The 14714-nt window shown below is 38.9% G+C and carries 11 protein-coding genes and 2 pseudogenes; 7 read left to right on the top strand and 6 right to left on the bottom strand.

The features are described from left to right. Positions 1–544 precede the first annotated feature (544 nt). A complete protein-coding gene (locus tag CWATDRAFT_RS14615) occupies positions 545–940 on the top strand; it encodes a zf-TFIIB domain-containing protein (protein WP_007305753.1) in 396 nt (131 codons plus the stop codon). Between the two features lie 56 nt (positions 941–996). On the opposite strand, the gene CWATDRAFT_RS14610 is transcribed toward CWATDRAFT_RS14615, so the two are convergent. The 4 genes from CWATDRAFT_RS14610 to CWATDRAFT_RS14595 form a co-directional block, all read right to left on the bottom strand. Beyond that, on the bottom strand, positions 997–2241 hold the full coding sequence (locus tag CWATDRAFT_RS14610) for an HhoA/HhoB/HtrA family serine endopeptidase (RefSeq protein ID WP_007305734.1): 1245 nt from the start codon (positions 2239–2241) through the stop codon (positions 997–999). Positions 2242–2394: 153 nt separating this feature from the next. Continuing rightward, complete coding sequence (gene rsmD, locus CWATDRAFT_RS14605) at positions 2395–2979, bottom strand: 16S rRNA (guanine(966)-N(2))-methyltransferase RsmD (protein ID WP_007305733.1); 585 nt, start codon at positions 2977–2979, stop codon at positions 2395–2397. Beyond that, complete coding sequence (locus CWATDRAFT_RS14600; protein ID WP_232287110.1) at positions 2976–3332, bottom strand: hypothetical protein; 357 nt, start codon at positions 3330–3332, stop codon at positions 2976–2978. The genes rsmD and CWATDRAFT_RS14600 overlap by 4 nt, the downstream gene beginning before the upstream one ends. Before the next feature lie 88 nt (positions 3333–3420). Continuing rightward, positions 3421–6144 (bottom strand): valine--tRNA ligase, encoded by a 2724-nt coding sequence (locus CWATDRAFT_RS14595; protein WP_007305731.1) that lies wholly within the window; start codon positions 6142–6144, stop codon positions 3421–3423. A gap of 882 nt (positions 6145–7026) precedes the next feature. Here CWATDRAFT_RS14595 and CWATDRAFT_RS14585 point away from each other — a divergent pair. Further along, positions 7027–7488, top strand: coding sequence for a DUF29 domain-containing protein (locus tag CWATDRAFT_RS14585; protein ID WP_007305755.1), 462 nt, complete (start codon positions 7027–7029; stop codon positions 7486–7488). On the opposite strand, the gene CWATDRAFT_RS14580 is transcribed toward CWATDRAFT_RS14585, so the two are convergent. Together CWATDRAFT_RS14580 and CWATDRAFT_RS14575 are read right to left on the bottom strand one after the other, a co-directional pair. Further along, on the bottom strand, positions 7485–7739 hold the full coding sequence (locus tag CWATDRAFT_RS14580) for a Txe/YoeB family addiction module toxin (protein ID WP_007305730.1): 255 nt from the start codon (positions 7737–7739) through the stop codon (positions 7485–7487). The genes CWATDRAFT_RS14585 and CWATDRAFT_RS14580 overlap by 4 nt on opposite strands. Beyond that, on the bottom strand, positions 7736–7942 hold the full coding sequence (locus CWATDRAFT_RS14575; protein ID WP_007305729.1) for a type II toxin-antitoxin system Phd/YefM family antitoxin: 207 nt from the start codon (positions 7940–7942) through the stop codon (positions 7736–7738). The genes CWATDRAFT_RS14580 and CWATDRAFT_RS14575 overlap by 4 nt, the downstream gene beginning before the upstream one ends. A 453-nt stretch (positions 7943–8395) precedes the next feature. Here CWATDRAFT_RS14575 and CWATDRAFT_RS14570 point away from each other — a divergent pair, with 453 nt between their 5' ends. The 5 genes and pseudogenes from CWATDRAFT_RS14570 (at position 8396) to CWATDRAFT_RS39840 (ending at position 14215) form a co-directional block, all read left to right on the top strand. Next, positions 8396–9319 carry a hypothetical protein gene (locus CWATDRAFT_RS14570; protein WP_007305756.1) on the top strand — a complete coding sequence of 308 codons (924 nt, stop codon included), beginning with the start codon at positions 8396–8398 and terminating at the stop codon, positions 9317–9319. 49 nt (positions 9320–9368) lie between these two features. Further along, positions 9369–10304, top strand: a pseudogene (locus CWATDRAFT_RS14565) (IS66-like element ISCwa4 family transposase); the annotation flags it as partial. 183 nt (positions 10305–10487) lie between these two features. Continuing rightward, positions 10488–11045: pseudogene (locus tag CWATDRAFT_RS14560) on the top strand (IS66 family transposase); the annotation flags it as partial. Positions 11046–11337: 292 nt separating this feature from the next. Then, entirely contained in the window at positions 11338–12882 is a 1545-nt protein-coding gene (locus tag CWATDRAFT_RS39845) for a DUF3854 domain-containing protein (RefSeq protein WP_007305759.1), read from the top strand. Further along, a complete protein-coding gene (locus CWATDRAFT_RS39840) occupies positions 12779–14215 on the top strand; it encodes a DNA primase family protein (protein WP_007305760.1) in 1437 nt (478 codons plus the stop codon). Before CWATDRAFT_RS39845 ends, CWATDRAFT_RS39840 begins: the two co-directional genes overlap by 104 nt. The last annotated feature ends 499 nt before the right edge of the window (positions 14216–14714 follow it).

Genomic DNA, 14714 nt, shown 5'->3' with positions numbered 1-14714 from the left:
GTAATGCTCACAGAAAATATGCCCGTTAACGCTTCCACTATTGATTCCCTTTCTCACGTCATTCAAGCTGAATTAAATCGTTTATTTCCTCCGACTAACTATCAGGAGTCACTATATTTTGAGTTCACAGAAGACATGAATGTTTATATTTTTAACTGTTTTGACAGCCAACTCTGCTCCTTTCCAAAATTAATGAAGACGCTTAAAAATACAAAATCTGCTTCTTTAAATTATTTTGCTCCTGACAATATTTGGGATATTCTCGCCTCCTGTTGCCCTTAAATTTGTCTCATTTCCTAATATAGCTTTTCATCTATACCACCCCTTTCAATGTAGCTATTGCTAAGAGTAAGAATTTTTTAATTATGAAAATTACCATACATAATTCTAAGGTAAACTGTTTGAGTCAAGTATTTCTGCTGTATGATTATGAATAGGTCCCGTATCAAACAATGCTTAAAAGCAGGATACCTAGACAAATTGGAATAAGACTGGTGGTAGGTGACTACCACTTCGATCCTTTGTTAGAACACTCAAAAAAGTCATGAAGTCATTAAGCTGCCCTAAGTGTGGGGGAAATTTAGAACCCGTTATGTATGAGATTATCGAAGTTGATCGCTGTTGTCAATGTAACGGTATTTGGTTTGACTCTTCAGAAGCAGAAAACCTAAAAAAGCTTAGGGGTTCAGAAAAAATCGATATTGGAACAATAGATAATGAACACCAGAAAGAAGAATTAGACACTGATATTCTTTGTCCCCATTGTAATATTCCAATGATAAAAATGTTAGATTTTGATAAGCATCCCATTTGGTATGAAACCTGTCCTCAGTGTCAAGGTATTTGGTTCGATGCAGGGGAATTTAAGAAATTTAAGGATAATTTTGCTCAACCCAAGTTATTATCTAAAGCTTTGAATATTTTGCGCTTAAAGAAATAACTAATTCAACTCATAGTAGGCGACTCAGTTAAAAATAAGTCGCCTATTTTTGAGACCTAACCATTGGGGAGAACGCCAACTTTTACATTCAAGTTCAACGCTTTCCCATTGCGCTCAACCTCTACAGGAATCACACTACCAACCTCAACTTGTTCTACTGCTTGTTGGACTTGTGAAGGCGTGTTAAGGGATTGCTGGTTAATAGATTGGATAATGTCTCCTGATTTTAAACCAGATGCTGCTGCCGGGGAATTAGGAACTACTTGAACAATTAAAACTCCCGAATATGCATTAATATTTAGCTCGCCACTTGCTTGTATTTTTTGTTTAATTTCTGGGGTTATTTCTACCATCTGGATACCCAAATAAGGATGGTCTACGCTACCTTTAGCAATTAATTCAGAGGCAATTTCTTGCGCTTTATTAATAGGAATAGAAAAGCCAATACCTTGAGCATTTCGGAAGATAGCGGTATTAACTCCGATAACTTCACCCCTTGCATTGAGAAGAGGACCACCAGAATTACCAGGGTTAATAGCGGCATCGGTTTGAATAAAATCAACTCGTTTATCTCCTACCCCAATTTGAGAACTGCTTCGTCCAGTGGCACTAACAATTCCTGTGGTAACGGTATTATTTAATCCCAAAGGATTACCAATAGCGATGGCCCATTCTCCCACGTTAAGATTATCAGAATTCCCTGCTTTAACCGTAGGTAATTTATCGGCTTCAATATCGATAACAGCTACATCAGTAATGGGATCGGTTCCTAATACCTTCCCGGTAAAAGTTCGGCCATCTTTTAAAGTAACGCTAACCTCTTGACTTCCAGCAATCACATGAGCATTGGTAACAATTTTGCCATCTTCGCTTAAGATAAATCCTGAACCGGTTCCCCGTTGAACTTCCTCTTCGGGAACATTGGGAACTTGTGAGCCAAAAAAGCGACGGAAAAAGGGATCTTTAAACATAGGTGGAACCTCTGTTTTAACGGTGCGAGAAGCATCAATTCTTACTACTGCCGGACCGACTTTTTTAACCACATCTGTGACAAAGTTTTCTGAGGTTATCGGGGGTAAAGAAGACCATTCTGGAGGAACTTCAGGAGTGGCAGATGGGGCGATCGCTTCTGCTTGTTGGCGGAAAACATGGGGATAACTAAAGGCAATGGTTCCCCCGATACCGACTCCCATCCCTAAGAGGATCAAGGAGATATAAGTGATTGGTTTTTGTAAGATAGAACTTTGAGAATTGGACATTTTGGCTGAGGTATAGGATTGATTTAGACTATGGTTTTTCATGGCTTTTGTTTATTTATATTGTCAACAATAAGAAAGAAAAGTCAGTCCGTATGAGGAGTGATTGATGGGAAAACGGTTATTGGACTGACATTTTTTACTATAGGAGGGAGATATGACAACCCAATGACAATGAGATGACGTTTTTATGTCAAATTAATTCTGCTCTGCTTCGTCTCTCATATATTGCCCACCAATAGGTGATTTGTGATCAGAGTAAAAGGTTAAACTGGTGTTACCATAAGATTTTTCTCGAACCATTTTTAATCCTATTATAGCTGTTGCTTGCCAAAATTTAGGGTTATGTTCTACAGCTATTTCTCCTTGTTCATGTAACAAGTTATGATTAACAATTAATTCTAAAATAGGTTTATACAGACCACTTTGATAGGGTGGATCAAAATAAATAAGATCAAATTGTTGACCTTCTAAATTCTTTAATACTTTTAAAATATCTCCTTTAATAAGGCGAAAATCTTGTTGCTCACTCGCTATTTTTTGCCAATTTTCATGAATAATTTTACAAGCTTTGCCATACTTTTCAACGCCAATAACAACAGAAGCGTCACGACATAATGCTTCTGCCCCCATTGCCCCGTTTCCTGCACATAAATCTAACCAACGACACCCAGTAACTTCCCCTTGCCAAATATTAAATAATGCTTCTCTCACCTTAGCTGAAGTGGGACGGGTTAACTCCCCTGGTAATGTTTTTAGTAGTCGATTTCCATAGATTCTCATTCCTTATTGTTTAACTTTCCTTCTAACTCTTGCAGTTGTTCTTTTTGCGTTTCTAGTTCCAATTGACGACGGGTTAAATCGAGACTTTTGGCTGTAATCTCTTGTCGCCATTGTTCAACTTTTTCTTGTTCTTTTTCCACCCATTCAGGGGTAATAGCCCCATGAGTTAAATAGGTTTCAACTAAACCCATAACCCAATCTTTTGCTTGTTCAAGCTCTAAAATCCCTTGATTATTACCTAGCTTTACTAACACCAAGGCCCCATCAGCAAAACCCATCAAAATTTTACAGGGAATGATCTCATCAGAGATAATTTCCCAGACATTTTGGGTGCTTTGGCGTGCCAGCAACAAAAGTTCCATCTCCCCTGAATTGGGATTTTTTTCACTTGGGCTAGGTCCAACATAGTGGGTTAAGGGGTTCGCAGGGTAGCAGTCTCCATTATTGCAGACGCTTAAGACGTTCGCGTAAAATTTCGGCTTGTTTTTGGGCTTCTGCTAAAGCATCTCTGGCCCCCTGAACAACCGCTTCGGGGGCTTTATTGACAAAACCCGGGTTGTTGAGTCGGCCAGAGAGGGATTTAATCTCAGCCTCAATTTTAGCTAAACTCTTTTCTAGTTTGGCACGAAGACTGGCAATGTCAACCACCCCAGTAAGAGGTATTAACGCTTGTATGGTTCCGACGACTCCAGCAATGACTTGTTCCGTCTGTTGTTCGAGTTGGGGCGTAATGGTTAAGGTTTCCACTTTACCCACGTCTTGGATGTATTTTCGACCTGATTCTAGAATAGTCCTTTCTTGCTCATTTTCACTCTGTAAAATAACCGAAACCTTGACCCCTGGTTTAATATCGGCTTCGGCCCGCATATTTCTTAGGGTGCGAATGGTTTCAAAGAGGAGGGTAAAGGAGGTTTCTAAGTCGGTATTAATTAGGGCGTTATCTACTTCGGGGTAGGCTTGTACAGGGATAAACTGCCCCTCACTTTGGCTAAGGGTTTGCCAAATTTCTTCGGTAATATGGGGCATAAAGGGATGGAGTAGCTTTAAGGTTCCATCCAAAATGTATGCTAGGGTTTGTCTAGCAACGTCACGGGAGGGTGTTTCTTGCCAGAGACGGGTTTTTACCAGTTCGATATACCAATCACAGAAATCACCCCAAATGAACTCATATAGCCCTTTGGCTGCCTCTCCTAAGCCATAAGCTTCGATCTGCTTCTTAGTTTGTTGGACGGTTTGATGGAACCGTGATAGTATCCAGCGATCGCATAGTTCTAATTTATCTATCTCAGGAGTCCCTAAGCTTTGGGGGGTTTCTCCTTTGAGGTGCATCATCACAAACCGGGCAGCGTTCCAGAGTTTGTTGGCGAAGTTTCGGGATGCTTCTACGGACTCTGATTGATCGGTTTTGCGATCGTATTGTAGGCTGATATCTTGCCCCGCACCGGCAACGTCTCTGATCAGGGTGTAACGTAGTGCATCTGTACCATATTTGTCAATTAAGATCAAAGGATCGATGCCGTTGTTAGCCGTCTTAGACATTTTCTTGCCGTTTTCATCCCGAACTAAGCCATGAATATAGACATCTTTAAAGGGCATTTCATCGGTAAAATAGCCGGCCATCATGGTCATTCTTGCCACCCAAAAGAAGATAATATCGAATCCTGTTACTAGGGTACTGGTGGGGTAATATGTTTTTAAGTCTTCTGTATTTTCGGGCCAGCCCAATGTTGAAAATGGCCATAAACCGGAGGAGAACCAAGTATCTAAGACATCGGGATCTTGTTCTAATTTGATGTTATCTCCGTATTCTTGTTTGGCTTTTTCTAGGGCTTCTACTTCTGAGTTAGCCACAATAAAGGGTGTGTTATCGGTAATTTCTCCATTAGTTTCGCTGATGACGTACCAAGCCGGAATTTGATGACCCCACCATAACTGACGAGAAATACACCAATCTTTTAATTTTACTAACCAATCTCGATAAACTTTTTTCCAGCGTTGAGGGACAAAATTAGGGGAATTATTTTCGTCTAGACATTTGAGAGCTTTTTTAGCTAGGGGTTCCATTTTGACAAACCATTGTGTGGATAGTAAGGGTTCAACAGGAACCTTCCCCCGATCACTATAAGGAACGGCATGACTATAGTTTTCTGTTTTAATTAAAAAGCCATCTTCTTCTAACTTTTTAATTACATTTTTACGGGCAACAAAACGATCTTGTCCTGCAAATATTCCGGCATTTTCGTTCAGTGTCCCGTCTTTATTCATAATATTAATAAACGGTAACTGATGACGGTTCCCCATCTCGAAATCATTGGGATCATGAGCAGGGGTAACTTTAACACAGCCTGTGCCAAATTCGGGATCGACTAATTCATCGGCAAAGAGAGGAATTTCTCTACCAACAATGGGTAAAGTTATGGTTTTTCCGAGCAAATTTTTGTATCTTTCATCGTTAGGATTAACCGCTACTCCTGTATCTCCTAACATTGTTTCTGGTCTCGTCGTGGCTACTTCAACATGACCGCTATTGTCGCTTAAGGGATAACGAAAGTGCCATAAATGACCATCTACTTCTTTACTTTCTACTTCTACATCCGACACAGCAGACAGGGAAGCAGGACACCAGTTAACTAAATAATTACCCCGATAAATTAACCCTGCTTCATAGAGTTTAATAAAGGCTGTTTTCACCGCTTTTGATAAACCTTCGTCCAGGGTAAACCGTTCCCGTGACCAGTCGGCAGAGAGTCCTATTCTTTTCATCTGGTTAACAATTTGTCCACCAGATTCTTGCTTCCATTGCCAGGCTTTTTCTAAGAATTTTTCCCGTCCAATATCCTGACGGGTTAGACCTTCTGCTTTTAACTGCTTATCGAGAATGGTATGAACCGCAATACTAGCGTGATCGGTTCCAGGAAGACAGAGGGTATTATGACCGCACATCCGATGATACCGTATTAATACATCCATAAGACAATCTCCAAAGGCATGACCCATGTGGAGGGTTCCAGTGACGTTGGGGGGAGGAATGACAATGCAATAGGTTTCACCGTCCTTGCTGTTGTCTGCTTGGAATACTTGATGGATTGACCATGCTTCTTGCCATTTGGCCTCGGTGGTTTTGGGATCGTATTGGGTGGGTAGTTCAGGGATACTTGCAGTCATGGACAATACAAAGTGGCTGTGTTAATAGTTACCTTGGTGACATACCCACGTATTTCGCTACGCTTCATACGGGGCTTCCTCTTTCAACGGGATCAGCCTCCACAAAACAAGTTTTGTTTTGGTCTTACGTTCCCTCCGCAGGTTTTACTCACAAAAGTGGTACTAACTGTCGTACAGTTTTCACTGTACCGAGGCAGACTGCCCTGTGTCCCAAGGAGTATAAATTGTTCTTCGACAAATCACTGTTTGGACTTACGCTATTGCTGCCGACTTTTTGATTCTTCAGTAATTTCTTTTCCCGATCTGACAATGTTTCTGCGCCGAAAGTATTGCTACTTTGCTTTGATGTTAGGCTGTCTGTCAATCCAAAGTTCGGGTGTGTCGCAACCGATGGGTACTATATCACAAAAGTGCTGGCTTGGCTATCATCCCTCGATTTTCGTTCCTCAAGCAAGACCTGCTCTTGCGGAGGAAACCTCCGCCAGCTTCCTCGGCGAGATCGGGGATTTCTCGCCAAGAATTTGTTAAATTGTGCCATATCATCGGGGGTATATGAAATTATTGTTTACAGAGTTATTTTTTTTATTGACATCTCAAAAACGGTGGTTTAATATAATCGCACAAGGTATTGTAATTTTTGGAAATTCTCTCCTAATGTTCTTAATATCTGTAGGTGCAGTTATTCATGTTTATTCTGCATCAGGAGGTCAAGAAAAATATAGGGAAAGGTTGATGAAGATAATCGTTCTTGGTTGGGTTATTCCTTCATTCTGGTTATATTGCTTTGCTCTTATGCCTTAAAAATTCGTGATATTCCTGCTTCTTAGATTATGCCATAATTGATGAATATAGTTAATCTCAAAAATATAGATTCTAACAACCATGACGACTAATATTAATGTAGATACGGCAACTCTTTATGAAGAAGATTTTTATTTGTGGTTAGAAAGAACCGCAGAACTGTTAAAAAATCGTCAACTTGAAAATTTAGATTATGATAATTTAATTGAAGAAATAGAAGCAATGGGAAGAAGTGAGAAACATAGTCTGGAAAGTAATCTTATTGTGGTCTTAATGCACTTATTGAAGTATAAATATCAACCACAAAAACGTTCAAGGAGTTGGTTGTCTTCCATTTTTGAACATCGTCGTCGTTTAATAAAAGCATTTAAAACAAGTCCTAGTTTGAAACGTTATTATCAAGAGGTTTTTGATGAATGTTATAAATATGCAGTGAAACAAGCAAGTATTGAGACAGGTTTACCGCTTAATATTTTTCCTAATACAAGTCCTTTTACTACAGAAGAAACTCTAGATTTTGATTTTTTACCCCAGGATGATTAATAATGATATCGATATTGAGCGATCAAGATTTCATTATTTTCTACAGCATAAACTAAACGATGTTCTTGATCAATACGACGTGACCAAAACCCAGACCAATTATATTTTAAGGGTTCAGGGTTTCCCAGTCCATCAAAGGGATGACGTTTAATGTCTTCAATTAATTTGTTGATACGTTTGATTATTTTTTTATCGGTTTGTTTCCAATATACATAATCTTCCCAACCTTGTTCCGACCATTTTAAAATCATTCTTCAATTAAGTCTCTTTCTATTCCTTTTCCATTCCTTAATTCTTCTATTGCTGTGTTTAATCTTTCAGCATTTTTAGGACTTTTTAATAAGTAAGCGGTTTCTTTTTCTGACTCCATTTCTCGCCATACTTCAATGGGAACAATAACGGCAACGGTTTGTCCTTTTTCATTTGAAACATACTGAATATCCGTTGATTTCATGATAAAAATACCTAATTTTTGATTTTTATTAATCTTCCTTTAATTATACTTTTAAACCCTTAGTCTATCTTATCATACCTATAGTTAAGTTGTGCAGGAAAACGTTAACCTTGCTCAGACTTGGAGCATTTTTTGCTATTGATGTTAACTTTAGGCACAAGTTAGGGAACCCTAATATTAGCATTACCTAGATGAGTTATCTTTGAACTATAATTTAGTACAGTAATAGATTACCTACTGATAGAAGATAGTCATAGTCTGGGAAACGCTTAATCATTATTTAGGGTCAAAGTGTAAACTAAAATGACAAATTCTGGATCTAATTTACGATAAGATGGTAACGACTTAGTTAAACTAAATTATAGTGATTTTCTGGGGAAAGTTCTTGAAGTTTTAAATAGTGATACATCTCAACAACTATTTAAGGTATCTGGAGATCGTAAACGTTTATTAATGAATGTTGATGAACTTGCTTATCAAGTTTCTCAGTTGTCTATTAATTATCCTTTGTTAGATATTAGGAAGAGTTACGGAACAAAATGTGCATCAATTAATTTTATTGAAGGAACAGAAAAAACATTTAGTGAACAATTACATTTAATTCAAGCAAAGATTAAAGAATTACTAGAAAATTCGTTAACTAGAAATAATGGTCAATCTATATCTATTCAAGAATATATAGAAACAATAGCAACCCCTTTAGACGAATTAAAAGGAAACGTTACTAATAATGGTATCAGTTTTAATTATCCTTTTGATCAACAATATACTGATTTACAAAAACAACGGTTAACTTTACCTAAAGATCCACAAGATACTAATCCATTACTCAGATTACATAAACTTAGTATAACTGTTAAACAACCCACTAGCTTTTTAAGTGAATTAAGAAATAGTTTAGAAAATTATATTGAGATGAAATTTGAGGATGAGAAAGATGATTTAATTGATGATATTCTCAAACCTTTATTTGAAAATCAAGAAAAAGAAGATAATGATATTTATAGACTTAAAAAATTAATGAGAGAAGAAGCATTAGGAAAGATTAAAAAAGCAGCAAGTATTAAATATTTAGAATTTTTATATGAACAAGTTAAAAATGATCAAGATGCGGTTTATTTAAAAGATTTAATTAGACGACTAAAATTAATAGAACCTTATATAAATGACGAAACTAAATCTGATGAGTATTACGAGGTCTATTATCAAGGTGTTAAGTTTAATTTTCGACAGTTTTTTAATAACTCCTATGCTTTTAATTCTTTACCTATTATTCCACAAATTGAGGGATATTTAGGAGAAATGAATGATAGAGATAAAGATAAGCAAGAATTTATCTTTGGAATGAAGCTAAAATGTAATTGCTCACGGCAATAAAGAATCTGTCTTGACAACATAAAGGTAAAATCGGGGATTTTTATGTATAGTGGGGGTTATGACCACAAATGCTACCATTGATTCAAAGCTAGTTAGAGCTATCGCCGATGAACAGTTGGCGAACAATGTCTTCATGATTGAGTGGCTAGTCAAGGCACAACAACAGTTATCTCTTCAACAAAGACTGATTGACCAGCAACAACAACAAATCTCTACACAACAGCAAGAAATTGAAAAATTGAAAGAAGAGAGAGATAAGCTAAAAAACCGTAACTCAAAAAACAGTTCAGTCCCCCCATCATCAGACCCACTAAAAAAGCCTTCTGACAAAAAGAAACGCAAAAAAGGATTTAAACGCGGACCAAAATATGACCACCCAGGGAAGACCCGTAATGGTTTTGGTCAGCCCGATAAGATAGTCCCTTTAGAACTAGAAAACTGTCCTGTTTGTGGGGGTTCAGTGGAACGAGATGAAGTAGTTCCCGAAAAAGTCCAGCAAGTGGCTGAAGTAGTAGACCAACCCATAGAAATCAGGGAATATCGTCGCGGATTCTATAAATGTCCTAGTTGTGGATGGTCAGATTACAGTCCTGTTCCATTGGGAGTTAAAGAAGGATTCAGTTATGGGGCGCGATTAAGTAGCATCGTGGGCTGGCTTGGCTATGGGGGTAATCTTACATGGCGTAAACAGGAACATTTTATAGAGTATGTCTTTGGCATTCCCATTTCTCAAGGGAGCCTTGCCAAAATGCACAAATGGTTTCAAGAAAGTTTAGAACCCTTGACCCAACAGTGGTTAAAGTACATCCAGCAGCCAGGAATCCGATGTGTTGACGAAACCAGTTATTGCATCGATGGCATCAAGTATTGGGTTTGGGTAGCCACATCAAATGAGGTCTGTGTGTTGATGTTGGCTCCCACTAGAAGCTCCGCAGAAGTCGAGAAATTGTTAGGAGCAGATTTTAAGGGCATCCTCACCAGTGACTGCTATACCCGCATTTCTCACAAATTCTGCGATCGCTAAACTTCAAACCATTATGTAGTCTGAGTTTAACCTTGATTTGAGGGGCGAGTAAAAAATAACAGTGTGCCATTTTAAGCGATCGCTTGAAAAATAAGCCACATCTAACCTCTAGCTGATTACTGATCAGTTTGTGAGAAATGCGGGTATAGTGCCTACTTTAGACAAAGTGCGATGGCCAAACAGAAATGTCTGGCACATTTAGAACGAGAGTTAGAGTCCCTTAAAACCAGTCGTTTTCAAGCGAATCGAGAATTTGCTGCCGATGTACAGCAAGTTTTAGCAACCGCCCGTATCCATTATCGTCATTATCATGCTCGAAATTTAACCCTTGAAGACTTAGGCTCCAAAAGAACAGAAGTCGAGAACTCACTGCAAAAGATTTTTAAAGCAACTCCCAAAAAAGGATGGCCTTATGATGCACAAAGATTGATTAACCGTCTCAAACGTCATTGGGAAGAGTGGTTCACCTTTCTAACTTATCCTGAAGTCAAACCAGATAATAATGATGCTGAGAGAGCTTTACGTCCCATTGTCATTCACCGCAAAGTAAGTGGGGGTGCAAGAAGCGACTGGGGTGCAGAGTTAGTCACCCAAATGTTCAGTTTTTTAGAGACCATGAGATTACAGGGGCAAAATGCCATTGTCCAATTATGCGAATTATTTTCATTAGCTGGTCGGAGTCCCCCAGGATTAGAGATGTAAAAGGCTCCGGAGCCGATGGGGGATAGATTTTTCTTGATCCCCCTATCTCTCCGCACAAAAATACACAGGGTTAGCGGATAATCTCCGCTAACAAAAAACTATCTTACTATTCTTTTTTTTTCATATTGTTGTTTTTATTTGAGGTTTTTAAAAGACTTGATTCTGGGAATGTTAGTCATTAAAATAGCCGTAATAAATTAGCTTAAATTTTACGCTAAATCACAGGGCTTATATTTTTGTTGACTCAACTGATGTTGTTTGTAGTGCTTTTCAATAAGACTTTTTTGTTGCGGTGAGCAGTTACGATGAAGCTTACGATCTTTTACTCTACAGCGACAAATTACCTCGGAGAAACGACGGGAGGCTTAACGGGAAAACTTTAGAATCTTACAGATTTGTAGAGAATGGAGGATGGTATTTCAGCGCAACCGACCCAGAAACAGGAGAAGAAAGACTTTGGGGGCAATTTAAGCCGAATTACCCTAAAACAGATAAGCAGGGCAAAATCAGAAAATATGAGTCACCTCCAAAGGAACCCACAGAAATAATTTGTTTGAAAGTTTCTCATTGGATTGGACTTAAGGTAGCGAGTCGCGCTGGATTGCTTAAGGAATACAGAGAGAGAGTTCGAGATAGCTGGGTCGCCACAGAAAACATATCTTACAGAAAATTCTTGTCTCACCATGATCAGGGTTTTTGGAAATGGGTTAAAGATAATGTTGATGTAGCGATCGCCCCTGTGGAAGGGGTTAAGAAGGCAGGGGCTTTACTCTCTAAAGGAGTAGCGGCCTTGTCTGTGGTGGGGATATGGAATGGATCTCCTAAGAATGAAGAAGGAATTCCTGAATTACATCCTCAGTTAAAATATTTTGCCCAACCAGGAAGGGAAGCCGTAATCGTTTTTGATCAAGATGGAAAAATCAAGACTCAGGCTAGTGTTACGGCAGCCAGAGAAAGGTTAAGCGACTGTTTCCGCCAAGCTTGTTGTAAAGTCACTTGTCTTGCCTGGGAAACAGAGGAAAAAGGAATTGACGATGCGATCGCTGCCAATGGGTCGCAATGGTTTGATGAAATGTGGAAGAAAAGGGGGAGTAAGCCGAAAACCGTTAAGCTTTCTAGGATAGAGCATGATCTTCCGGCCTGGAATGAAAAATCGATTACAGACTGGTTAGCTACTTTATACGAAAAAAAGTTGATCTATGAAGACAGAACTAAAGAGTGGTATTTATATGGTGGGCAAAAAGAGGGGGTTTGGAGCATTACCAGCAATGAGAGTATTGAACGAATGCTTATGACGCAGATGGATAACTTGCTTGATGAGTCTAAAAAATTCAATAAGCAAATTTATACGGCCATGAAATCTGTTAAAGAAAGCAACAGAGATAAATTTGAAAAAAAAGAACTACTCTCTCAACTGAAAGAACAGTTAATTGATTATAGATCCTATAAGTTACGTTTTGTTAAGGACTGTCGTGAAAGACTATCTAGAGTTGTTTTGATTGATAAATTTGTATCAAAATCTGATCCGAATTTAATTCCGATGGCCAACGGAGTTCTTGATCTACAAGATAGGATTCTGCACCCCCACTCTCCAAAAAATCATTACACTTCGGCTTTGCCTTATGAGTATGCCCCCAATACCCCCTATCAACCTATCAAGGAATGGTTGATAGAAATGCTAGAAGGGGATTTATCTTTAGTAGAAGGTTGTCCGAGCGTATCTGCACGGGGTCGTGACCGGTCGTTGCGATTGGCAGAAGTATTTGGAGTTAATCGGACCTGGGGGAACCGGAAAATCTACCTTAATCCGATTGGCGATCGCACTGGTAGGGTTTGAGAACGTCCACAACACTACATTTAAAAAATTGGAGAAATCCAATTTTGAGACCGCTTCTATCAAGGATAAGCGATTAGTAGTGATCACAGACGCAGAAAGATACACGGGGGATGTCAGCACATTGAAAGCCTTGACCGGACAAGATACCCTTCCCTATGAGAAAAAACGCCAGCAAGCAACTGGAGGATTTAAGCCAACCTGTATGGTTATCCTGGCTGCCAATGAAAATATAAAGACTAGCGATTACACTTCTGGACTTGAGCGAAGAAGGGTGACGGTCAAAATGAAGAACAAGATTTCAGGCATTAAGCAAAAGGACTTAATCAATATTAGCGATGAGGGTCTTATTACTGGGGAGTTTGCCTCGTATCTTCCTGGGCTGCTTAATTGGGTTCTTGGTTTAGATGGAGATAAAGCAAGACACTTAATTAATAATGTTAATAATCGTTCCATCAAAATGACCTTAGAGCGTGTTGAGACTTTGATCGAAAACAATCCCATAGCAGCATGGCTCAATGCGAATATTGTTTACGATCCGTCTGCTCAAACCCACGTTGGATTAGCCGTTAAATCTGCTGATATTGAGGAAGGATACTTGAGGGCAAATGAATTGCTTTACACGAACTATTGTGCGTATTGCGACGCTTCTAATCTTAAACCAGTCAATATGCAGCGATTCTCAGCTTTACTGCTTGATTTTTGTCAAAACCAGTTGAATCTTTCTGATGTATTTAAGGATGAAAATCGCAATGGTCGATATATCCAGGGGTTACGGATTCGTGAAGTCAATGATTTAGACCCTCGGTTTATCGAGTTTGTCGCTCTCCAAAGAACTAAGGACAGCGATCATCAAGTTGCTTCGTCCTCCACAAGTGGAGACTTAGTCTTTTCTACGATCTTTATGGGAGAAGGTTTCGGAGTCTATGGAGACTATTATTGTAATAATCAAAGTAAAAATTATACTTCTATTCCCATTCCTGTTATGGAAGGTTTGGTTTTTCAAGTTGTGGGTAATGAAGACGAAAAAATTACGAAAGAGTCTCCAACTCCATCCACGCCTTCTCCCACAAAGGTTGTAGAGGTCACTAATGCCAAGACAAGTATTCAGCCTGAGACTAAGACCTCTGAGAAAAAGAAAGTAGTTATTCACTGGGATGATTTGATGGCAGGTATAGAAAGGGAGATTAAGCGAATAGGGTGGACAATTAAAGACGCTCAAGAATATATTCTCGCGAAATATCAGAAGCATTCTAGGGAGCTTATGAGTGATGCCCAACTACTTGAACTTTTTAACTATCTAAAAGGTTATCAAGTGAATCCACAGCAAATCTGATATCTTCACGCGCTGAAAGGGCGGTGATTCCTGAAGTGAAGTTTGTTTGGGTGGATGAATGGGAAGTGAATTTCTGGTTAGAAACCTCCAACCTTCAGCTAAAGACTTTCTGGAACGGTTTAAGGTGACACCTCTCCCCACCCCATGAACCCTTCAGGGCGAGTCAAGGATATGCCCTTTTTCTAATTTCAACTAAAAAAGCTTTTTTCCTGCCTTCCTTCCAGAAAGGTTTCTTGATTACACTTTTTCTTTCCGGGGAGTGTAACAAAAATGCTATTAACATCTTTTTCCCTCAAACTGGTTTTTACCTCCGAATATCATATCCACTAAAACCTTATAATAAACCCCTCTTTCCAAAGACCCCCCTTAACACACCTCACTAAAACCTCCGCTGGATTATTATCCTTATAAGGACTCCTTCTACTAAATGAACTGTTTTAGCGGCCACAAAATCTATTGCAAACTCAGCGGCACAAATATTCTTCTTACTACACCCCCC

It is taken from the genome of Crocosphaera watsonii WH 8501 (genome assembly GCF_000167195.1).
Lineage (GTDB): Bacteria > Cyanobacteriota > Cyanobacteriia > Cyanobacteriales > Microcystaceae > Crocosphaera > Crocosphaera watsonii.
The sequence above is the reverse complement of the archived record's forward strand: the minus strand, read 5'-3'. Positions and strand labels throughout refer to the sequence as shown.

What these genes read in the sequence shown, in the direction of transcription:
- CWATDRAFT_RS14615 (WP_007305753.1), top strand. Translation starts at nt 545, where the DNA reads ATGAAGTCATTAAGCTGCCCTAAGTGTGGGGGAAATTTAGAACCCGTT.
- CWATDRAFT_RS14610 (WP_007305734.1), bottom strand. Translation starts at nt 2,241, where the DNA reads ATGAAAAACCATAGTCTAAATCAATCCTATACCTCAGCCAAAATGTCC.
- rsmD (WP_007305733.1), bottom strand. Translation starts at nt 2,979, where the DNA reads ATGAGAATCTATGGAAATCGACTACTAAAAACATTACCAGGGGAGTTA.
- CWATDRAFT_RS14595 (WP_007305731.1), bottom strand. Translation starts at nt 6,144, where the DNA reads ATGACTGCAAGTATCCCTGAACTACCCACCCAATACGATCCCAAAACC.
- CWATDRAFT_RS14585 (WP_007305755.1), top strand. Translation starts at nt 7,027, where the DNA reads ATGACGACTAATATTAATGTAGATACGGCAACTCTTTATGAAGAAGAT.
- CWATDRAFT_RS14580 (WP_007305730.1), bottom strand. Translation starts at nt 7,739, where the DNA reads ATGATTTTAAAATGGTCGGAACAAGGTTGGGAAGATTATGTATATTGG.
- CWATDRAFT_RS14575 (WP_007305729.1), bottom strand. Translation starts at nt 7,942, where the DNA reads ATGAAATCAACGGATATTCAGTATGTTTCAAATGAAAAAGGACAAACC.
- CWATDRAFT_RS14570 (WP_007305756.1), top strand. Translation starts at nt 8,396, where the DNA reads ATGAATGTTGATGAACTTGCTTATCAAGTTTCTCAGTTGTCTATTAAT.